Origin of the sequence: Winkia sp. UMB3158 (assembly GCF_030217145.1) — a bacterium.
Classification (GTDB): domain Bacteria; phylum Actinomycetota; class Actinomycetes; order Actinomycetales; family Actinomycetaceae; genus Winkia; species Winkia anitrata.
In genome coordinates this window covers 250176-270552 of record NZ_JASONH010000004.1, presented here as the reverse complement: position 1 = coordinate 270552, position 20377 = coordinate 250176, and the positions used below count along the sequence as shown (strand labels likewise).

Genomic DNA, 20377 nt, shown 5'->3' with positions numbered 1-20377 from the left:
AGCACACGGCGTATGCTGCAGGCTCAGTGCACTGTCTGGCTGAACATTTCATTTCCTATGAACCCCCAAACCGATCCAAGGTTTCGCCACGGCATTGCTGTGTCAGCTACTCTAGCAAGCGCGGGCTTTGGACAAAACGCTACGCCGAAATTGGCAGCGGAAAGCATAGGAATATCATTTGCACCATCTCCGATAGCAACTACCGGGGTAGTACTAGAAGCTTTCCAGCTAGCAATTGCCCACACCTTCTGGTTTGGGCCGACTACCTCAGAGGCAAGCTTACCGGTAAGCACTCCACCGCTAACTTCTAGCCTGTTGGCGAGCACGTAATCCACTCCCAGCCCGCTTGCTATTGGATCAACAACCTCGACAAAGCCGCCAGAGACGACAGCGAACTTCCCTCCAGCCTGGTGAGTTCGGTTTATGAGTGAGTTAGTTCCTGTGCTGACCCTCATTCGAGCGCGGACTCTTGCGAAGGCCTCCTCGTCAAGCCCCTCTAGCGTAGCTACCCGTCGATGCAAGGACTCGGCAAAATCCATGCGGCCGTTCATGGCTTCGGCAGTGATCGCGGCTACCTCTTGCAGCGTGCCCGCTTCGAAGGCAAGCTCTTCAATGACCTCTTGTTCAAACAAGGTGCCGTCGGCATCGGATACTACAAGAGGTTGCCGGTTCAGACCCGCAGGTACTTCAGCCCAAGATGCAGTAGCCGTGCATGGGCAAGGCTCCATCGATTGACGTTCCCAGGAAGCAACCGCGAAGTCTGCCTCCGTTGCTATTGCGCGGGGAGTTGGAACCTCCGCGAGTGCGATGCCTAGCGATGCTGAATCTGGGCAGACGAGCCGGACGAACCTCGTCACTGGGGGATTACCAAACCCTTCGGAGCGACGGCGATGCCAGATTCAGTCACTGAAAGACCGCGAGCGCGATCGTGCTCGTGATCGAATCCAATTTTGGCGCCGGGCTCAACCACGACGTTCTTGTCTAGGATGGCTCGCTGGACCTGGGCATGTCTACCTATCCGGCAGTTGTGCATCACCACGGAGTCGTCGACACGGGAGTAGGAGTGCACATACACGCCCGGAGAGAGTACGGATCCTTCGACGTGCCCGCCAGAGATGGTGACTCCCGGAGAAACCAGTGAATCCACAGCTAGACCGCGACGTCCCTCGTCGTCAAAGACGAACTTTGCAGGCGGAGTCGATCCCTCAATCTGCGTGTAAGTAGGCCACTCCTGGTTGTAAAGGTTGAAGATCGGGTGGACAGATATCAGATCCATATTGGCGTCATAATAAGCGTCCAAGGTACCGACGTCACGCCAGTAATCGCGATCTCGATCGGTAGATCCGGGGACGTTATTGTCGATGAAGTCGTAGAAGCCTGCTTCGCCTCGATCAACGAAGTATGGAACCGCGTCTCCGCCCATGTCGTGCTCGGATTTCTTATCTAGAGAATCCTGTTCGAGGAAGTTGACGAAGGCATCCGTGGTGACAACATAGTTACCCATTGAAGCAAGTACCTTGCTGGGATCATCCGGAAGCCCCGGAGTGGAAGAAGGCTTCTCTACAAACGCAGAGATCTTGTCGCCGTCTGTTTCTAGGATACCGAATTGATCTGCAAGTTCGATCGGCTGGCGAATACCCGCTACTGTGAGCGCAGCCCCGGTTTCGATATGCTTCTGGACCATCTGGGAGAAGTCCATACGATAAATATTGTCGGCGCCGACTATCACTAGGTAATCCGGCTTTTCGTCTCGGACGATGTTGAGAGTTTGATATACGGCATCGGCCGAGCCTAGGTACCAGTGGGCACCTTTGCGCTGCTGGGCGGGCACAGGTGTTACGTAAGAGCCTAACAGGGTTGACATTCGCCAGGTCTTGGAGATGTGGCGGTCCAGAGAGTGGGATTTGTATTGGGTGAGCACCACTACCTTGGTGTAGGAGGAATTCACCATGTTGGAAAGGGCGAAGTCAATCAGCCGAAAATGTCCTCCGAAAGGGACCGCTGGCTTGGCGCGGTCAGCAGTAAGAGGCATAAGGCGTTTTCCTTCGCCGCCGGCAAGGACGAAAGCTAATACGCGTGGTGTGGACATGCTTCAACTTTAGCGGGCAAGTAACACCCCGCGCACGGGTTTGGAATTCGATAAAGTAATGGTGTTCACAATTGAGATGATCGGATTAGGAGCCTCCCATGCGCGTTGATCTGCTTAGCCGCGAATACCCCCCTCACGTCTACGGTGGTGCTGGCGTGCATGTCGAAGAATTAGCCAAGGTGTTGAGGCGGAGCATAGATCTTAGAGTGCATGCCTTTGATGGGCCTCGTCAGCAAGACAGGGTATACGGCTACGACTATCCTGCCGAACTAAAGGAGGCCAACGGGGCTTTGCGGGCACTCGGAGTTGACCTGCAAATGGTGCCGAATACGCAAGGGACTGATTTGGTGCACTCGCATACTTGGTACGCGAATATGGCTGGCCACTGGTCAGCACTGATGTGGGACGTACCGCACGTGGTATCTGCTCATTCTTTGGAACCGCTGAGGCCGTGGAAAGAAGAGCAACTCGGGGGCGGATATCACCTCAGCTCATGGGCCGAGAAAACTGCCTACGAGGGCGCTGATCAGATCGTTGCGGTCTCAAATGGTATGCGCCAAGACATCTTGCGCTCTTACCCAAGTATTGATGAACAAAAAGTGCGGGTAATCCATAACGGTATCGACCTCGAAGTCTGGAAACGCCCACAAGATAATGCTCAGGTAGGGGAAGTACTGAAAAAATTCGGCATCGATCCCGATCGGAAGACCATAGTTTTTGTCGGCAGAATTACCAGGCAGAAGGGGCTTCCTCATCTACTGAAAGCCTTGCAAAACGTTGATAAAGATGCGCAAATTGTGCTGTGTGCAGGAGCGCCTGATACTGAACAGATCGCTAACGAGGTAGACACGCTAGTAGAAAAACTTAGCGAGACGCGAAGCGGCGTAATCCTGATTTCGCAAATGCTGCCCCGCAAGGAAATCATTGCAATTCTTTCTGCCGCGACTGTGTTCGTTACTCCTTCGATCTATGAACCACTCGGCATTGTGAACCTGGAGGCAATGGCTTTGGGACTTCCTGTCGTAGGAACGAAAACTGGTGGTATCCCGGATGTCATAGTGGAAGGAGAGACGGGTTTCCTTGTTCCAATCGAGCAAAAAGATGACGGTACTGGAACGCCACTCGAACCTGCCGAATTCGAAGGAGCCATGGCGGAACGCATCAATGCGGTACTTGCAGATCCGGATCGGGCGCGACGAATGGGGCAGGCAGGATTGGAAAGGTGTAAAGAACATTTCACCTGGGAGTCCATTGGCAAGAAAACCGTTGCGATGTACGAAGATTTGGTGCGCTAGCGCACGCCGGAACGGAACCGTATAGGGTAAAAATATGGCAGCAGTTATAGAGCTTAATGACGTACGGGTGCGCCGAGGCACCACCGTAATCCTAGATAAGGTCAATTGGAGTATTAACGAGGGCGAGCACTGGGTAATCCTTGGCCCTAACGGAGCCGGAAAGACTACGCTGGTGTCATTGCTGAGCGGAGGCATAGAGGCCGATGCGGGAACAGTCCGCGTGCTGGATGAAGAACTGGCACAGACAGATCTGGCGGAACTGCGTTCCCGAGTGGGCACCATTGGGGACGTAGCTGATCAACTAGTTCCCTCGGGCACCCACGCTATAGACGCAATACTCAGTTCTGTGTACGGCGCTCCCTCCAGCCAGGAACAGACGTTCGAGGACATAGATCGTCAGAGAGCACAAGATCTGCTGCATCTTTTTGGCATTTCACACCTGAAAGATCGTGAGGTAGACAGCCTCTCGGATGGCGAGCGGCAGCGAGTCATGATTGCGCGAGCACTGATGCCCGATCCTGAAGCATTGGTGCTAGACGAACCAGCGCGCGGCCTCGATTTGGGAGCACGTGAGGACTTGCTGGGAGCTCTCACAGAGATATCCACTGATAAGCACGCTCCAGCAATGATCATGGTCACCCATCATGTGGAGCAGATACCCCGCGGTTTCACCCACGCCCTCCTGCTAAAGGAAGGACAGGTCGTCAAGAGCGGGCCAATTTCCCAGATCCTTACTTCTGAGAATGTTTCCAACCTGTTTGAATATCCACTTTCCGTGGGAGGTAGTGAGGGCCGTTGGTGGGCCCATAAGGCGGATAAGAAATGATTGGTTGGGTCTGGCTAGGGGCCGCTCTGATGGCCGTGATAGTGGAACTGCTAAGCGGTGATTTCTTCTTCCTGATGCTAGGGATTGGTGCAGCAGCAAGCTGCATCTGCGCGTTCTTTTGGCCAAATCTGTGGTGGTTGCACATCCTTTTGTTTGCAGCAGTCTCCTCGGTTCTTGTGCTTACAGTTAGACCACTTATCAAGAAGAAACTGGAAGCATCGACCCCTCGGGTTGCATTCAATGTCTCGCGCTATGAAGGCCGCGAGGGAGTTACAACCTCGCCTGTAAGCCCAGCTGGCGGCACTATAATGCTAGACGGGGAGCGATGGTCAGCTACCTCAGATCACGATATTCCACGGGGCATTGGAATCCGCGTTATAGAAGTAAGGGGAGCTACCGCAGTAGTGGCCCCAGTAAGTAGATGAGGAGACAAGAATGTCAGCTTTTTCCTTAGCGCCGGCGGGAATGATCGGAATAGTGATATTCCTGCTCATAACCTTTGCCGTAGTGATTGCAATATCTAAGTCCATTATTGTGGTGCGGCAAGCCACGGCCGTAGTGGTGGAACGACTGGGCAGATACCAGACGACACTGACCCCGGGGCTGCATGTGCTGATTCCTTTCATTGATTCAAAGCGGGCAGTTGTATCTTTGTCGGAACAGGTGGTCGCTTTTGCGCCCCAGCCAGTTATCACGGCAGACAACGTATCGGTAACTATCGACTCTGTTATTTACTACCAAATAAACAGCCCTGAGCAGGCCACATACGAAATTGCGAACTACCTGGTCGCGATCGAGCAGCTAACAGCGACCACTCTGCGTAACGTTATTGGCACTATGGATCTAGAAGACACTTTGACTTCGCGCGATTCGATAAACACGCAGTTGCGCGGGGTGTTGGATTCCGCCACAACAGCGTGGGGTATTCGCATCAACAGAGTAGAAATTAAAGCGATCGATCCGCCCCCATCTATCCAAGAGGCAATGGAAAAGCAGATGCGTGCCGAGCGGGATAAGAGAGCTGCTATTCTTACCGCTGAAGGGCAGCGCGAATCTCAGGTGACTGAAGCGGAAGGGCAGCGCAAGTCTGCGGTTCTTATTGCACGAGGTGACGCAGAAGCAGCCGTGACTCGTGCAGAGGGCGAAGCAGAGGCTATTGCGAAGGTATTCCGTGCCATTCACGAAGGTAATCCCGACGAGAAACTTCTGTCCTACCGCTATCTGCAAATGCTGCCGGAACTTGCTAAGGGTGACGGCAACAAGACTTGGATAGTGCCTGCCGAAATGACTGCTGCATTGGAAGCGATCTCGAAGGGATTTGGTAGCGCCAAATGAGGCCCGTAGAAGAAGAAGTTCTGACAAAAATAGCTGAGTCCGATACCCGCTTTGTGCGCCTATGGTTTACAGATGTACTTGGTGTTCTGAAGTCGGTTGCTATTGACCCGGTGGAACTTGAGAGAGCGTTCGCCGAAGGCATTGGTTTTGATGGATCGGCTATTCAGGGTCTTAGCAGGGTCTACGAGTCAGACATGATTCTGCGGCCGGACGCTTCTACGTTCCAATTGCTGCCGTGGTGTACTGACAGTGACCCCGTGGGAAGAATGTTCTGCGATCTAACTAATCCCGACGGGTCTGCTGCTCAGACAGATCCGAGGGCGGTGCTGGAGCGGGCATTAGATCATGCGGCAAAACTAGGTTTCTCGTTTAGAATCCACCCCGAGATCGAGTTCTATCTGTTGAAGCCAACCCGGGACGCAGACGGACGAATTGTGCCGGTAGACGAGGCGGGCTATTTCGACCATGTCGCTCGTGGAGGCGACAACGATTTTAGGCGCCGAGCAATTGAAATGCTCGAAGCTATGGGCATCAGCGTCGAGATGAGTCACCACGAGGGAGGGCCGGGACAGAACGAGATCGATCTCCGGTCGGTAGACGCGCTTACAGCAGCCGACAATATTATGACCTTCCGGACCTTGGTCAAAGAGGTTGCTCTTCGGGAAGATATGCAGGCAACCTTTATGCCGAAACCGATAGCTGGCGTACCTGGTTCTGGCATGCACGCCCATATGTCTTTATTTGAGGGCGAGCGCAATGCGTTCCACGATCCGTCGGGGCAGTACCAGCTGTCTCGGACTGCTCGCTCATTTATTGCAGGCATCTTGACTCACGCACAAGAAATGTCTGCAGTAACTAACCAACATGTAAATTCTTACAAACGGTTGTGGGGAGGCGGAGAAGCGCCCTCGTTCGTTTGCTGGGGACATAACAACAGGTCGGCATTGGTACGAGTTCCAAACTACAAACCCAATAAGCCGGAATCCGCGCGGATCGAATATCGAGCGCTAGATCCGGCAGTGAACCCATATCTGGGATTTGCAGTTCTACTGGAAGCCGGGCTTGCTGGTATCGAGAACGGGTATGAATTGGCCCCCGAAGCGGAGGATAATGTCTGGGCTCTAACGGACCAGGAACGGCGGGTGTTGGGAATTCCCTCCTTGCCGTCCTCACTATCCAGCGCTGTAAAGGCAATGAAGAAATCTGACCTGGTAGCCGCCACTCTCGGAGAAGAGGTGTTCGAATTTGTCATCGCGAATAAGGAGCGCGAGTGGCAAGAATATAGGGCACAGGTTACAGAATTTGAGCTCCGCCAGTTCTTCCTATGAGGATCGCACCGGATATCTCGCTGAAACTTCGCAAGGCTGGTGTGCGCGATGTGCAGAGGGCGAAGAAGTGGTTAGAAGAACTCGAAGAGTGGGCTGACCCGACCCCATTTTTGGCCGACGCTGCAGATCCGGACATGGCGTTGCTTGGGCTACTTCGTTTGTGCGAGGAGGCCCCGTCGCGGGCACAGAACGCCATGGCCCACTGTGGCAAGCAATTGTTTTCAATACTCGGACTTTCGCAGGCACTTAGTGATCACCTTGCCACTCATCCCGATGACCTGGAAGTTTTTGAATCAGCTGCGTCGCAGACATTTTCTGACATCTTTTCCGGTAGCTATGACCCTGGCGCTGAAGCGGCAGCAGCGGCGGCATGGGCAAGTAACTACAGGCAGCTATTTGCGAGCGTGGATAGCACAGACGAAATCCGGAGGGCGTATCGCAGAGCACTCAGCCAGATTGCGTCTGCCGATCTATCGTCTGATCGAGCACTGGATATTGTTTCCTATGTAAGTCGGTGTATCTCAGCCCTGGTCGACTTGACCTTGCAAGCTGGACTTCGGGTTGCCCAGAATAAGGTTGACCCACAAGAGAACATTCGTCTCGCAGTAATCGTTCTGGGAAAAACGGGAGCTGGAGAGGTCAACTATATTTCGGACGTCGACGTCATGTTTGTTGCTGAGGCGAACTCGGACATTCCAGAGAGCGACGTAATCGAGGTGGCCGGAAAGATAATCACCGCCCTCACAGCTATCTGCAGTGGACCCGGCGAGGAGCTGCCACTATGGCCTCTTGACTTGGGACTTCGGCCAGAGGGTGCAGACGGAGCTGTTGCAAGAACTCTTGACTCCTACAAAACCTACTACTCGAAATGGGCACAGTCGTGGGAATTTCAGGCTTTGCTCAAAGCTCGATATGCGGCAGGGGACAAGGAGCTAGCTGAAAAATTCTCTGCTCTTGTGGGCCCTCTAGTATGGGAAGCATCAGCTCGGGAGGGTTTTGTCGAGGACGCAAGAAATATGCGACTGCGAGTGGAAGCAAATGTGCCCTCGGAGCAGAAAGGACGTCAACTGAAGCTCGGGCCGGGTGGGCTACGAGATGTAGAGATGACAATCCAGCTAATGCAGCTTGTCCACGGCCGCTACGACGAGTCTGTGCGCGTACCACATACCCTGGAGGCTATTCAGGCGCTAGCCGCGCAGGGGTACATTGCCCGCGAAGGAGCCGCGAAATTAGCCAGGTGTTACCGTTTCCTAAGATGTGTCGAACACCGAACGCAGTTATTCCGACTTCGCAGGACCGCGCTGATTCCGTCCTCTGAAAAGGAGCTCAGGAGGATAGGAAGGTCTATAGATGCGCAGAAATACCCGAATGCCCGCTCCCTACAGATCGAGCTGACACACGTTCGCCACGATGTTCGAACTCTGCACCAAGAACTGTTTTACGGCCCCCTATTGCCGGCAACGGCTTCCCTTTCCGCTGATGAGGCTGCTCTTTCCCCAGAAGCGGCTAGTGCGCGACTGAAAGCAATTGGTTATAAGGACCCGGCGGGAAGTTTGCGTCACATTGAAGCGTTGACTGCTGGAGTCAGCAGGAGAGCAGCATTGCAGAGACATCTGCTACCGGTGATGATCGGATGGATCGCGGACGGGGCAAATCCTGACGCGGGATTGCTTAGATTCCGCCGACTTAGCGAGATCATTGGTACGTCGCATTGGTACTTGGCAATGCTGCGAGATTCTAGAGTCGCCGCAGGTTACCTAGCGAAACTACTGCCAACGAGCACGTACTGTGCGGATGGGTTCGAACATTTCCCGGCTGCTGTGGCATGGCTTGATCACCCTATTGAACTGGAAGCGCGCGAGAAAGAGCGCCTTTCTGGCGAGATGATGGCCATTGTTTCTAGGCATGACGATGCAGGGGAGGCAGCACAATTAGTGCGTGAGATTCGTTCTCGCGAACTATTGCGGGCAGCTCTGGCGGACTGTTTGAGCGGCGTGGATCCCGAACGTGCTCGAAAATATATTACGCCTGTAAATGATGCAGCCCTGGCTGCTGCCCTGAAACTGGCGCATCGCAGTGCTGGAACCTCTCCGAAAGCGCGGATGGGGATTATCGCGCTGGGGCGTCTAGGAGGCGAAGAGCCTGGATACGCTTCGGATGCCGATCTTATGGTTGTCTACTCGCCGGTAGGCGAGGGGGCACAGGAAGAGGCCGAGCATACAGTTGCTACGCTGAAGTCCTTGCTTTCGGATGTGGGCCCGCAAAGGCCGTTCAAAGTAGATCTGGGGTTACGCCCAGAGGGCAAAGATGGTCCGACTGCTAGGAGTCTAGAATCGACTCGCTCCTATTATGAACGATGGGCCTCCCCATGGGAGCGGCAGGCTCTACTCCGCGCACGACCAGTAGCGGGTGATCCTGAAGTGCTGGATGAGGCCATGGAGATAATTGACCGTTTCCGGTACGGCCATTCCTTCGACAATGACGAATTGAAGAGTATTAGGATGTTGAAGGCTCGAATGGAGGCAGAACGTTTGCCCCGGGGGATGGACCCGCGCTCGCACGTGAAACTGGGGCCCGGGGGACTATCGGATGCAGAGTGGACCATTCAACTGCTCCAGTTGATGCATGCGCATGAGGACGTTGCGTTGCGTACCACCAATACGCTCGACGCGCTGGGACAGGCCGAACGCCTAAGCCTGGTTACGCCCGCCCAGGCGCGAGCGCTGGAAGCCGCATGGAATGCCGCGACTCGCATTAGAGCTGCCAATACGCTCGCTTCTGGTCGTGACGGGGGCGCTAAACTGGATTTGTTGCCACGAACTAATGACGAGATAGCTGCCGTATCGTTGATACTGGGATACCAGAGAAGCGAGCGTAGCCTAGTTGACGATTATCGTCGTAAGGCACGACATTGCAGAGACGTAATGGAAGAAATATTTTACGGGTAGGAAATGAAACTAGTACTGATTCGCCATGGACAAACGTCGTCGAACCTAGCGGGAGCGCTGGATACAGCTTATCCGGGCGCAGACTTGAATGCGGATGGCATGAACCAAGCTGCCAGTCTTGCCGCGGGCTGGGAGGATCGGGGGCTGCCGAAGCTCGATGCGCTGTACAGTTCCTTTATTCAGCGAGCCCAGCAGACTGCAGCTCCACTGGCGAAGAAGTTCGACCTTGACTTGCAGGTCCGAGAAGGACTCCGAGAGGTTCGTGCTGGTGAACTCGAGATGAACACTGATGCCGAATCAGTTACCGAGTACCTGTCTACGTTGATCAGGTGGGTCAGGGGAGACCTGTCTTACCGAATGCCGGGAGCAGAGACCGGACAAGAAATTCTTGATCGTTTCGACAAGGTTGTAAAAGAGGCCCACGCAAAGGTAGGTGAGGGCACCGCCGGTATCGTCTGTCATGGCGCTGTTATGCGGTTATACGCAGCCTCTCGAACGAATCAGATTACCGAGCAGCTAATATCGCAATTTCCCGTCCCGAATACCCAAACGACTTTATTAGAGGGCGAACCCGGGTCTTTTACGGCTTTGACGTGGGCCGGCAAACCGATAGAGGAATGGCCAGTGCGCGATGATGCAGGCGAGCCACTGTCCTCTCAGCAGGCCATGCGTGCAATGGAAGGTAAAGCGTAAAGAATTTGGGGGAAGGCAGCTGCCTTCCCCCAAATTCTTAAAGCACTTTGTCGAAGAATTCGCGAGTTCTAGGTTGGCTTGGGTGCTCGATTACTTCTTCGGGAGTGCCGTACTCGACGATCTGTCCCTTATCTAGGAAGACAACCTTATCCGCGACCTCACGGGCAAAAGCTATTTCGTGAGTAACCACAACCATCGTCATACCTTCGGCGGCCAAATCCTTCATTACCCCCAGTACTTCGCCAACTAGCTCAGGGTCGAGGGCTGACGTTGGCTCGTCAAACAGCATGAGCTCTGGTTCCATAGCTAGTGCCCTTGCAATAGCAACGCGCTGCTGCTGACCGCCAGATAGTTCTGATGGGTAGTGATCTGCCCGGTCAAGCAGACCGACGCGATCAAGGTGTTGCAGAGCGAGTTTGCGCGCCTGTTCTTTTGGGACACCTTTTACCTGGACTGGTGCTTCCATCACGTTTTGCAACGCGGTCATGTGGGGGAAAAGGTTAAATCGCTGGAATACCATCCCAACTCTAGATCGCTGTTTTGCGACCTCGCCATCAGAACGTCGCTTGAGCAGAGTTCCTTCGGGGGTAATTGAACCATGGCGGTGAGCGCGCCATTTATTCAGGATCCCTTTAGGGGCCTTTTCCTCGGTCATTCCGAGGAGTTCGCCATTTAGGTAGATACGTCCTGCGGAAATAAACTCCAATTCGTTGATACAGCGCAAAAGGGTTGATTTGCCAGATCCAGAGGGACCAAGGAGAACACATACCTCGCCGTGCTTGATCTCTAGGTCAATACCCTGAAGGACATGCAGGTCACCAAAAAATTTGTGGGCGCCTTCGATTTTGACCATACTTGTTGCTTCGCTCATGGGGTCACATCCATAAATGCAGTGTTGGAGTTCTCGGAAATTGCAGTCTTTTTACTACCAGTAGAGGAGCGCTGTTCGAAACCGCGGCCAAAGTAGCGTTCGATGTAGTACTGGCCAACCATAAGAATTGAAGTGATCAGCAGGTACCAGAACACCGCTACAAGTAGTAGGGGAATCGGAGTGAATGTCCTGTTTCCGAGTTCCTGTACCGCGAACTGGAGTTCCAAAGTAAAGGGAACAGCGGCTACCAGAGAGGTAGTCTTGAGCATCGAAATGGTCTCGTTGCCGGTTGGAGGAATGATCACGCGCATAGCCTGAGGCAGAATGATTCTGCGCATTATTTTCGCCGGTTTCATACCCAGTGCAGTAGCTGCCTCGGTCTGGCCACGGTCCACCGAATTTAGACCCGAGCGAATGATCTCCGCTAGATACGCGCCCTCGTTCAGCCCCAATCCGAGCAGGGCACACAGTCCTGGAGTAAGGATCTTATCGGTGGAGTAAGAAAACAGCTCGGGCCCAAAAGGTACTTTGAGAGATATTGTCTGGTACAAAGTGGGAAGAAGCCCCCAGAAGATGAGCTGGGTATAGATTGGAGTGCCGCGGAAAAACCAGATGTAAAACCACGCTACAGACTTTGTTACGGGATTCTGGCTCTGGCGCATAATCGCCATGGTAGTAGCCAAAATGATGCCTATTATCATAGCTCCTACCGTCAGTAGCAGGGTGAATACAATACCCCGCATTACTGATGGATGGAACAAATACTGGCCAACAACATCCCAGCGGTAGTTGGGATTGGTCACCAGCGAGTTGATTATCGCGAGTGCAATTAGCGCTACTACCACTGCGCCAATCAATCGGCCCGGTTTGAACACGGGCTGAGGATTATTCCTATGTAGCTCTTCCATACCTATTTTCTAACTTGCGGATTATTTTCTGCATTCTTTTTGGGCAGATTCAATGGTGTCACCAACGTGGGTGAAGTCGCCATTGGTCCCTCGTATTGAATATCCCACAGTGATTGAATCGGCGAAAGTTGCATCGTGTTGCCTGCCTGCAACTTCGGAGATTTTTGGGGTTTGTGGGGAGTGAAAACTCTGTTTCCTACTTTGCCGTCTGCAGCGCACTTGTGAGGCGAGGACTGGGCATATTTAGTATTTTGGCCCGCTACCTTCACGACCTCGGACATCGTGCTCACCAAACCGATTGCGGCGTTGTAAAGAAAGCCATGCGAAGCTAGCTTTTTGGGCGCTAGAGCAGCGATGGGAGCGCCCATCTTGCTCTCGAGTTCCGCTAGCTTGCGCATGGCTTCTTCGTTTTTCTGTTAGTCAGATACGGCAGGGTTGATCTCGGCCTTAGATAGGCCTGCCTTATCTGCACCGTAATGTGCAAGAATCTTCTTTAGCTCGCCGGAGTCCATGAGTGACTGCATAGCCGCCTGCACTGCCTTGGTCAATGCCTCATCTTTCTTATTGATAATAATTCCCTGGGGAGAGGCCTTGAGTACATCGCCGATCTGCTCGATAGAGCCGTTGGACTTCTTCACGGTATATCCGATTACGGTTGAGTCGGCGAAGGTTGCATCGTACTGCTTGCCTGCGACTTTAGGAGCGATCTCGGTTTGTAGATCGTGCGGCTTTACTTTGATTTTCTCCTTGCCTTCCGCAGCGCATTTGTCAGATAGGGTCTCGACGTAGTCGTACTGGAAGGTGCCTTTTTGCACGCCGATGGTTTTGCCGCAGGGGTTAGAAGGATCAAATTTGTTGGGATTTCCCTTTGCGGTGCCAAAGGCGGATCCGACCTGGACGTAGGAGATCATGTTGACCTCTTTTTCGCGCTGCGGGGTGATCGAGAATGAGCTCAACGAAAGATCGAATTTTGAGCCGATCTGCGGAATAATCGAGTCGAAGGCGGCATGCTTAGTGTTTCCGCCCTTTAGCCCCATGACTTTGGCCATCGCATTTACCAAGTCGATGTCATAACCAGTAGGTGTTTGACCATCGATCTTTAGATATTCCGCAGGAGCATAGTCCGCGGAGGCGACGGAGCGCAGTAGATCCCGTTTAGATATTTCTTGCGGAACGAGGGCGGCGACTTTGTCGTCTTTTTGAATCTTAGATACGTCGTAGCCCTTCTCACCCGGATCGGAGGAATCCGATCCGGGGGTAGCGTTGTCTGCACCAGAGCACGCAGACAAGGAAAGGGCGGTTGCTGCGGCAATACAGAAGATTTTCTTCATCGGGGTGGCTCCTTATAAATATTAACTGTTAGGAATATTATGCATACTTCTGCATTGGTATGCAAAACGGCTCCCACCAGGTGGGAGCCGTTTCACAAAAAAGTGCTCTATTTGCCTCGTAGAGCCCTGCGGTTGAATTTCACCTTTGAGGGATCTATTCCTCGGGGCATGTTCATCGACTTTGCTTGTAGTGAGCGAAGTCGGTTGGTTACGACCGGAACTTCTTCCTTGCGTAGCGTCTTCTTTAGCTTATTGATAGTGCGCAGAAGTTGATCCAAAGGAACTTGTCCCTTTGCATGTCCAACTTGGATCTGGTGTACCTCTACCTTGGGAGCAACTCGGGAAACCTTCTTTGCCTCGTCAGCTAGCATGCGCTCTACCTGGGCCGGAGCTCCCTCAGAGACAAGAACGATTCCTGGACGACCAACTAGTCGGTAAACGAGATCCTGATTGCGGTTCATAGCAACGGGCTGTTCTTCGATGTCCCAGCCACGCCGGATCTGCCTCATGATGGCCCCTGCAGCGCCTGCATGTCCATCAAGTTGCTTGTACATTGCGCGGTTCATGAGTCGCGACAGAGTTGCGGTAGTAGCCAGAAGGCCAAGCGAGATGCCAAAAAGAATGCCCAAGACTAGATGAGAGGTTAGCCATCCCACGAGGACTGCTACAAGCAGGGGGATAACAAATGCGCCCGCGAGGGCCCATCCTACCCAAGGGTAGGAGCGTTTGGTCAGGGTAAATGCATCTTTAATGTTGGCGAAAAAAGACCGTTTCGGCGCGGCAGTATCGTCCTTAGCCATCAATTCCTACTTTCTGCTTGTATCTAGCCTGAATTCTACGTGTTAGAACCTCTAAAACAAAAAGTTATCCACAGATTTGTGTACCCCCTACAACGAGGGGGATTGGCGTGGTTCGGTAGAAGCATGAGGATTCGCGGTTATGAAGTGCTTGAGGTCATAGGTTTTGCCAGTCTTGGTCCCGTGTGGAAGGTGCGGGATAAGGCGGGCAAGATATGGGCTGCAAAGTTTGTGAAGTATCCTGACCCGGACCGTTATAGCTCAATTTCCCAGGTTGATGGGCCGCACCTAGGCACATTGCATGATCTGGTTCCTGTCGATAACCGGTGGGTTCTAATAATGGAACTCGTCGAAGGGAGTCCGCTCAATTCAGAAATCGAGCTCCTGCGTCCTCGTAGGATTGCAGCCGACATACTGGAGGCACTAGCTGCGCTGCATCGGCGTGGCGTAACGCACGGAGACGTTTCTCCCGCGAACATACTTGTTTCAGAGGGCGGGCGGGCAACGTTGATTGATCCTGACCTTTCGAATGAAAGAAAAGGAACGCCTTCGTATGTGCCTTCAGAGCCAGATACTCCCGCGCGCGACATCTACGGGTGGGGCAGAATATGTCAGGAACTGGGTGTTCCGTCACTCAGCGCGGATGCACTAGATCCGCAGGAGCGTCCGGCGGCCGAAAGTCTGCTACAGGACTTCTCAGCAGAACCTCCTGCACGTGCACTCACTCCCGAACCGGTGGCGGCACTACGCTCGGTTGGGTTACTTGACGCTGTCACTATCGAACCTGATAAACATGCTAAAAAACCCAGGTGGTCAGTCATATCTATGGGGGTTGTGATCGCCTGTGCTGGCATCGGGATAGTACTTGGGTCATTCCTTAGCGGAAAGAGCGAATCATCGGCGTTATCAGGGGAGCCAAAACAGGTCGCAAGTAGTGCTGCTAAACAGCTGGAATCTGTGCCACCCACTGTGCAGGGGCACAAGAGCCCCCGGACAGAAGAAAAACGAGCAGCAGACTTGGCTCCAGGTGCGTCCGTGCTCTCAAAACTGCTGAAACAGAGGGCCGCAGCCCTTGAAAAAATGGATAAAGAAGCTCTCGCTAGCGTCAGTTTTCCAAATTCACCCTCACAACAGGCAGACATGAACTTGTATAGGCAGATGCAGCAGAATGGAATAACTGCAAAAGGATTGAAGATCAAAGTTACGGGTGAACACGAAGCTAACGGCAAGGTAGTTGCCACTATCACCCAGAGCAGTCATCAGCAGTGTAATCAGACCTGTCAACGAGTGAATAGTGTCGAGTACAAAGCAACGTTCAAAATTAGGAACGGCAAAATAGTGTCGGTTACTAGGGAATAAAAAGTGGGCCGGTCGAATCCGACCGGCCCACCGTAAGAGAACTGCTACAGTCCTACTTCTTCAGCAAAGTCGCCCTCTTCTAGGCGCTGCTTTACTGCCATGAGGTAGCGAGCTGCGTCGCCACCGTCGATGAGGCGGTGATCATAGCTGATAGCCAAATAGACCATGGAACGAATTGATATGTTCTCGTTTCCATCGGCATCCTTTACTACAACCGGGCGACGGACAATAGTGCCGACTCCCAAGATTGCGACCTCGGGCTGGTTGATAACCGGGGTGTCGAACAGGGCCCCACCAGAACCGGTATTGGTAATGGTGAAGGTCGATCCCGACAGTTCATCCGGCTTGACCTTGCCATCGCGGGTGCGGGAGGCCAGATCATTGATCGAATGGGCGATCTGAGCAATATCCTTCTCGCCACAATCCTTGATTACCGGTACAAATAAGCCCTTCGGCGTATCTACCGCGATGCCAACGTGCTCGTGATCGAAGTAGGTTACTTCCTTGCCATCGATGCGAGCATTCAACTTGGGATGAGCCTGCAAGGCTTCAGTTGCCGCCTTGACGAAGAAGGGGAGGAAGGTGAGCTTGGTACCCTGCTGCTCCTGGAACGAGGCCTTAGCCTTCTTGCGAAGGTTGGCAATGCGGGTTACATCGACCTCGACAACAGTAGTCAGTTGTGCGGATACCTGCAGCGATTCCACCATCCTCTTGGCGATGGTGCGCCGTAGACCAGACATCTTTTGGGTGCTGCCACGAAGTCCCTTCTGCCACTCGGGAGTGGTTGCGCGGAATGCCTTCTTGGCGGCCGGTGCATCTGCTGAAGCAGGAGTGGCCTTCGGATGAGCTGCAGCTTCCAGCACATCCTGTTTGCGAATCCTGCCTCCAATGCCGGTGCCGGTGACGGTCGCTAGATCCACACCCTTTTCCTTGGCGAGCTTACGCACGATCGGGGTTACGTAGCCTCCCTTTGCAGCTGAGCCAGTTGCGGCAGGCTTACCGGCAGGTTTGGGAGCCTCTGGTGCCTTGGGGGCTGCGGGAGCCTTAGGAACAGCAGGTGCCTTCGGAGCTGCAGGTGCCTTCGGAGGAGCTGGCGGAGTAGGTGCCTTGGGGGCTGCGGGAGCCTTAGGAGCAGCAGGTGCCTTCGGAGCTTCCTTCTTTTCTTCCTCCGGCGCAGCCTTCGCTGGCTTGGAACCTGCGTCTGCAGAAGCGCCGATGCGGGCAATGACTGTGTCTACGTCTACGGTCTCGTCTTCAGGGACGACGATCTCGACTAGGTAGCCGGATACCGGAGCAGGAACCTCGGAGTCGACCTTGTCGGTAGATACTTCGACCAGCGGTTCGTCGGCCTCAATCTTGTCGCCGACTTCCTTGAGCCAGCGAGAGACAGTGCCCTCGGTGATGGATTCGCCCAGAGCCGGCATCTTCACATCGGTAGCCTCTTCGGCCGATGCGGTCCCAGGGACCTCCTTGGAGGAAGAACCATCGGACTGAGGGTAAGCCCACTGTACGATCGTCTCGTCTCCGTCCTTCTTCGAGGAGGAAGGAATGTCATCGGTGCTGCCGGACTGGGCAGCGTCCTGCGAGGAAGAGATGCGGGCGATGACTGTGTCTACGTCTACGGTCTCGTCTTCAGGGACAACGATCTCTACTAGGTAGCCGGATACCGGAGCAGGAACCTCGGAGTCGACCTTGTCGGTAGATACTTCGACCAGCGGTTCGTCGGCCTCAATCTTGTCGCCGACTTCCTTGAGCCAGCGAGAGACAGTGCCCTCGGTGATGGATTCGCCCAGAGCCGGCATCTTCACATCAGTCGACTCACCATCGGCATGCGAGCCTTCAGATTTCTCTTCAGACTTCGGAGCATCGGCTTGCTGGCCAGATGCATCAGGAGCAGAGGAGTCCTCTTCCTGCTCAGACGAATCACCAATGATTGCGATCTCGGTTCCCACATCGACAGTCTCGTCTTCAGGAACCAAGATTTTGAGGATGGTGCCTGCAGCCGGAGAGGGAACCTCGGAATCTACCTTGTCAGTAGATACTTCAACGATAGGCTCGTCCACCTCTACAGTGTCGCCGACTTCCTTGAGCCAGCGAGAGACAGTGCCCTCGGTGATGGATTCGCCCAGAGCGGGCATCTTCACTGATTCAGACATTTCGTTTCCTTCTTCGCTTAGTTGTGGCTGTGCAATGGCTTACCGGCAAGCGCCATTGCGGCCTCGCCAACAGCCTCGTTCTGGGTGGGGTGAGCATGGATGAGATTTGCTACATCGTCTGGGTATGCCTCCCAGTTGATGATTAGTTCGCCCTCGCCAACCTGCTCGCCAATACGGGCACCAAGGGCATGGTATCCAACAATTGGACCGTCTTCGACGCTGACCAACTTAATAAATCCTGCGGTAGCCAGCATCTGAGACTTACCGTTGCCAGCAAGGTTGAATTCAACGGCCTTTACCTTGTCTTCACCAAACTCTTCCTTTGCCTGCTTCTCGGTTAAGCCGACAGAGGCAATTTCAGGCTCACAGAAGGTGACGCGCGGGATACCTTTCTCGTCTACCGGGACAGGATCCAGGCCGGCAATATGTTCGGCCAAGAAAATACCTTGGGCGAACCCGCGGTGGGCAAGCTGCAAGCCAGGGACAATGTCCCCGGCAGCATAGATATTGCCAACCCCGGTATGCAGGTTCTGGTCTACGGTGACAAAGCCGCGCTCCAGCTTAATTCCCTGCTCCTCGTATCCGAGATCAGCAGTACGAGGTCCGCGACCAATAGCAACAAGCAATAGGTCGGCGTCGAAAGACTTGCCGTCCTGAGTCTTTACATGAACTCCCGAATCATCCTGGGTTACCGAATCAAACATGGTGTTGGTCTCGAACTTGATACCACGTTTGCGGAACTGCTTTTCGAGTCCCTTAGAAATAGCTTCGTCCTCGTTAGCGACGAGGTGGGGAAGCCCCTCAATAATGGTAACCTCGGCGCCGAAGGAAGCCCAAGCTGAGGCAAATTCGACTCCGATGACGCCACCACCCAAGACGACTGCCTTAGAAGGAACCCAATCCAATTGCAAAGCTTGTTCTGAAGTAATTACCCGTCCCTCAATTTCGAGCCCGGGAATTGTCTTCGAATAGGAACCGGAAGCCAAGATAATGTTCTTGCCGGTGATCTTCTTGCCATCTACCTCGACAGTATCCTTTGCAACCAGCTTGCCCCAGCCCTGGATCAATTCGATCTTGCGAGACTTGATCAAGCCCTGCAATCCCTTGTAAAGACGGCCGATGGTCGCATCCTTGTACTTGTGCAATGCGGCCATGTCGATGCCCTCAAAGTTCGACTTCACTCCGAACTTTGAAGACTCGCGTATATTGTCTGCAGTTTCTGCGGCGTGCAAGATTGCCTTGGTGGGGATGCAACCCCTGTGTAGACACGTGCCACCAACCTTGTCGCCTTCGACAAGTGCAACCTTCATGCCGAGCTGGGCACCGCGAAGCGCTGCTGCGTACCCTCCGCTACCTGCTCCTAGAATCACAATGTCGTACTGGGGTTCGCTCACGCTAATCTCCTTTGGCGTTGTTGAAGAGAGGCCAACGGTGGCCATTCGGGTCTATTGTCCCACTTTTATTCAAAACTCGCTGGAAAGAATAGAGCTTTTTCGCTGTTATCCGCTAGCGCAGGGTATCCTAAGGAGACTGAAACGAAAGGAAAAATAGTGAATACGGCAGGTGTGAACCGACTCGACCCAAGGACAAGATCTCTTGGGTGGGCACGCATATTAATCTTCTGTGTTGCCGCAATCACTATTTGGATCGGAGCTGTTGAAGTAGCCGAATTCGTCAAGGTTGCGCAAGCCCCCGTGCGCGTTACTGCCCTGCTGGCGAGTGTTGGATACGCTGCTGGCGCACTCGGCCTCATACACAATGGCAGAAAAATGCGCATGATTGCTTGGGTAGCTTATGTCGGGGAATTGATAGCACTACTTTGTGTGCTGGCGTTAGCACGACCTGGAGCTACTACGGTCGCTCTCGCATGGGAAAAGGCAGGGGAGTATTTCTACTACCTTCCTGCCTTATTACCCTTGATTGGAATTATCTGGTTGGCCTGGTCAGATCCTCGCCGCCTAGTGGGGCGTTAGACACCACCAGGGAAACCTAGCTGCCTCCACGCTTCGTAGAGTGCTATGGAGGCTGAGTTCGCAAGGTTCAACGACCTAATATTTTCCACCATGTGGATGCGCACTCGCTCTGTTACGCGCGGATGATCCATTGCCCATTCTGGAAGTCCGGTGGGCTCTGGGCCGAACATAAGCCCATCATCTGATTCATAGTGGACATCGGTGTACATATTGCTGGTATGCCCAGTGAAGGCGTACACATTACCGGGAACCGCGTCAAGCGCACTATCTAGATTTGGGTGCACTTTCACGTGGGCCAAATCGTGATAATCAAGGCCGGCTCGTTTCAGTTTGGTGTCGTCCATGTCGAAGCACAGGGGCTCGACCAGGTGCAGCATCGAGCCTGTGCAAGCCGATAGCCTGATTGCAGCCCCTGTGTTCCCGGGGATTCTAGGTTCAAAAAAAATTACGTGAAGCACCCTAAGATTC

Annotated in this window: 19 protein-coding genes; 9 read left to right on the top strand and 10 right to left on the bottom strand. The window is 53.6% G+C overall.

Annotated features, from left to right (window positions below; all coding sequences use genetic code 11):
- Positions 1 to 23 precede the first annotated feature (23 nt).
- Positions 24 to 728 (bottom strand): phosphoserine phosphatase SerB, encoded by a 705-nt coding sequence (gene serB / locus QP400_RS06210; protein WP_486389514.1) that lies wholly within the window; start codon positions 726 to 728, stop codon positions 24 to 26.
- A gap of 125 nt (positions 729 to 853) precedes the next feature.
- Positions 854 to 2089 carry a glucose-1-phosphate adenylyltransferase gene (gene glgC / locus QP400_RS06205; protein ID WP_040314688.1) on the bottom strand — a complete coding sequence of 412 codons (1236 nt, stop codon included), beginning with the start codon at positions 2087 to 2089 and terminating at the stop codon, positions 854 to 856.
- Between the two features lie 98 nt (positions 2090 to 2187).
- Between glgC and glgA the strand changes: the two genes are divergently transcribed.
- From glgA to QP400_RS06170, 7 genes are read left to right on the top strand one after another with little or no spacing between them, the layout of a single operon-like run.
- Entirely contained in the window at positions 2188 to 3384 is a 1197-nt protein-coding gene (gene glgA, locus QP400_RS06200; protein WP_004805458.1) for a glycogen synthase, read from the top strand.
- A 34-nt stretch (positions 3385 to 3418) separates the two neighbouring features.
- Entirely contained in the window at positions 3419 to 4210 is a 792-nt protein-coding gene (locus tag QP400_RS06195; RefSeq protein WP_004805456.1) for an ABC transporter ATP-binding protein, read from the top strand.
- Entirely contained in the window at positions 4207 to 4635 is a 429-nt protein-coding gene (locus QP400_RS06190; RefSeq protein WP_004805453.1) for an NfeD family protein, read from the top strand. The genes QP400_RS06195 and QP400_RS06190 overlap by 4 nt, the downstream gene beginning before the upstream one ends.
- Before the next feature lie 10 nt (positions 4636 to 4645).
- Positions 4646 to 5545, top strand: a complete 900-nt coding sequence (locus QP400_RS06185; RefSeq protein ID WP_004805451.1) for an SPFH domain-containing protein — start codon at positions 4646 to 4648, stop codon at positions 5543 to 5545.
- Positions 5542 to 6873, top strand: a complete 1332-nt coding sequence (locus QP400_RS06180) for a glutamine synthetase family protein (RefSeq protein ID WP_004805449.1) — start codon at positions 5542 to 5544, stop codon at positions 6871 to 6873. Before QP400_RS06185 ends, QP400_RS06180 begins: the two co-directional genes overlap by 4 nt.
- The gene (locus QP400_RS06175; RefSeq protein ID WP_004805447.1) at positions 6870 to 9821 is read left to right on the top strand and encodes a bifunctional [glutamine synthetase] adenylyltransferase/[glutamine synthetase]-adenylyl-L-tyrosine phosphorylase; all 2952 of its coding nucleotides are present in this window, start codon (positions 6870 to 6872) and stop codon (positions 9819 to 9821) included. The genes QP400_RS06180 and QP400_RS06175 overlap by 4 nt, the downstream gene beginning before the upstream one ends.
- A gap of 3 nt (positions 9822 to 9824) precedes the next feature.
- On the top strand, positions 9825 to 10514 hold the full coding sequence (locus tag QP400_RS06170; RefSeq protein WP_004805446.1) for a histidine phosphatase family protein: 690 nt from the start codon (positions 9825 to 9827) through the stop codon (positions 10512 to 10514).
- Between the two features lie 37 nt (positions 10515 to 10551).
- Here the strand turns inward: QP400_RS06170 and QP400_RS06165 are convergent, their stop codons facing one another.
- The 5 genes from QP400_RS06165 to QP400_RS06145 form a co-directional block, all read right to left on the bottom strand.
- The gene (locus tag QP400_RS06165) at positions 10552 to 11385 is read right to left on the bottom strand and encodes an amino acid ABC transporter ATP-binding protein (protein WP_004805442.1); all 834 of its coding nucleotides are present in this window, start codon (positions 11383 to 11385) and stop codon (positions 10552 to 10554) included.
- Complete coding sequence (locus QP400_RS06160; RefSeq protein ID WP_004805440.1) at positions 11382 to 12293, bottom strand: amino acid ABC transporter permease; 912 nt, start codon at positions 12291 to 12293, stop codon at positions 11382 to 11384. The genes QP400_RS06165 and QP400_RS06160 overlap by 4 nt, the downstream gene beginning before the upstream one ends.
- A 2-nt stretch (positions 12294 to 12295) precedes the next feature.
- Positions 12296 to 12691: a hypothetical protein gene (locus tag QP400_RS06155; RefSeq protein WP_004805438.1), complete on the bottom strand. Its 396-nt coding sequence runs from the start codon at positions 12689 to 12691 to the stop codon at positions 12296 to 12298.
- Between the two features lie 18 nt (positions 12692 to 12709).
- Positions 12710 to 13624 (bottom strand): transporter substrate-binding domain-containing protein, encoded by a 915-nt coding sequence (locus QP400_RS06150; RefSeq protein ID WP_004805436.1) that lies wholly within the window; start codon positions 13622 to 13624, stop codon positions 12710 to 12712.
- Positions 13625 to 13731: 107 nt separating this feature from the next.
- Positions 13732 to 14424, bottom strand: a complete 693-nt coding sequence (locus QP400_RS06145) for a DUF4191 domain-containing protein (RefSeq protein ID WP_004805434.1) — start codon at positions 14422 to 14424, stop codon at positions 13732 to 13734.
- 123 nt (positions 14425 to 14547) lie between these two features.
- Between QP400_RS06145 and QP400_RS06140 the strand changes: the two genes are divergently transcribed.
- On the top strand, positions 14548 to 15780 hold the full coding sequence (locus QP400_RS06140) for a protein kinase domain-containing protein (RefSeq protein ID WP_004805433.1): 1233 nt from the start codon (positions 14548 to 14550) through the stop codon (positions 15778 to 15780).
- A gap of 44 nt (positions 15781 to 15824) precedes the next feature.
- On the opposite strand, the gene sucB is transcribed toward QP400_RS06140, so the two are convergent.
- Both sucB and lpdA read right to left on the bottom strand, forming a co-directional pair.
- A complete protein-coding gene (gene sucB, locus QP400_RS06135) occupies positions 15825 to 17936 on the bottom strand; it encodes a 2-oxoglutarate dehydrogenase, E2 component, dihydrolipoamide succinyltransferase (protein ID WP_101485679.1) in 2112 nt (703 codons plus the stop codon).
- A gap of 17 nt (positions 17937 to 17953) precedes the next feature.
- Positions 17954 to 19330, bottom strand: a complete 1377-nt coding sequence (lpdA, locus tag QP400_RS06130; RefSeq protein WP_004805427.1) for a dihydrolipoyl dehydrogenase — start codon at positions 19328 to 19330, stop codon at positions 17954 to 17956.
- A 156-nt stretch (positions 19331 to 19486) separates the two neighbouring features.
- Here lpdA and QP400_RS06125 point away from each other — a divergent pair, with 156 nt between their 5' ends.
- Positions 19487 to 19909 carry a hypothetical protein gene (locus QP400_RS06125; RefSeq protein WP_004805424.1) on the top strand — a complete coding sequence of 141 codons (423 nt, stop codon included), beginning with the start codon at positions 19487 to 19489 and terminating at the stop codon, positions 19907 to 19909.
- On the opposite strand, the gene QP400_RS06120 is transcribed toward QP400_RS06125, so the two are convergent.
- Positions 19906 to 20367: a tRNA (cytidine(34)-2'-O)-methyltransferase gene (locus tag QP400_RS06120; protein ID WP_040314687.1), complete on the bottom strand. Its 462-nt coding sequence runs from the start codon at positions 20365 to 20367 to the stop codon at positions 19906 to 19908. The genes QP400_RS06125 and QP400_RS06120 overlap by 4 nt on opposite strands.
- Positions 20368 to 20377 lie beyond the last annotated feature (10 nt).

Bases quoted from the DNA above. Each gene is read 5' to 3' on its own strand.
- serB (WP_486389514.1), bottom strand. From the start codon at position 728: ATGGAGCCTTGCCCATGCACGGCTACTGCATCTTGGGCTGAAGTACCT.
- glgC (WP_040314688.1), bottom strand. From the start codon at position 2,089: ATGTCCACACCACGCGTATTAGCTTTCGTCCTTGCCGGCGGCGAAGGA.
- glgA (WP_004805458.1), top strand. From the start codon at position 2,188: ATGCGCGTTGATCTGCTTAGCCGCGAATACCCCCCTCACGTCTACGGT.
- QP400_RS06195 (WP_004805456.1), top strand. From the start codon at position 3,419: ATGGCAGCAGTTATAGAGCTTAATGACGTACGGGTGCGCCGAGGCACC.
- QP400_RS06190 (WP_004805453.1), top strand. From the start codon at position 4,207: ATGATTGGTTGGGTCTGGCTAGGGGCCGCTCTGATGGCCGTGATAGTG.
- QP400_RS06185 (WP_004805451.1), top strand. From the start codon at position 4,646: ATGTCAGCTTTTTCCTTAGCGCCGGCGGGAATGATCGGAATAGTGATA.
- QP400_RS06180 (WP_004805449.1), top strand. From the start codon at position 5,542: ATGAGGCCCGTAGAAGAAGAAGTTCTGACAAAAATAGCTGAGTCCGAT.
- QP400_RS06175 (WP_004805447.1), top strand. From the start codon at position 6,870: ATGAGGATCGCACCGGATATCTCGCTGAAACTTCGCAAGGCTGGTGTG.
- QP400_RS06170 (WP_004805446.1), top strand. From the start codon at position 9,825: ATGAAACTAGTACTGATTCGCCATGGACAAACGTCGTCGAACCTAGCG.
- QP400_RS06165 (WP_004805442.1), bottom strand. From the start codon at position 11,385: ATGAGCGAAGCAACAAGTATGGTCAAAATCGAAGGCGCCCACAAATTT.
- QP400_RS06160 (WP_004805440.1), bottom strand. From the start codon at position 12,293: ATGGAAGAGCTACATAGGAATAATCCTCAGCCCGTGTTCAAACCGGGC.
- QP400_RS06155 (WP_004805438.1), bottom strand. From the start codon at position 12,691: ATGCGCAAGCTAGCGGAACTCGAGAGCAAGATGGGCGCTCCCATCGCT.
- QP400_RS06150 (WP_004805436.1), bottom strand. From the start codon at position 13,624: ATGAAGAAAATCTTCTGTATTGCCGCAGCAACCGCCCTTTCCTTGTCT.
- QP400_RS06145 (WP_004805434.1), bottom strand. From the start codon at position 14,424: ATGGCTAAGGACGATACTGCCGCGCCGAAACGGTCTTTTTTCGCCAAC.
- QP400_RS06140 (WP_004805433.1), top strand. From the start codon at position 14,548: ATGAGGATTCGCGGTTATGAAGTGCTTGAGGTCATAGGTTTTGCCAGT.
- sucB (WP_101485679.1), bottom strand. From the start codon at position 17,936: ATGTCTGAATCAGTGAAGATGCCCGCTCTGGGCGAATCCATCACCGAG.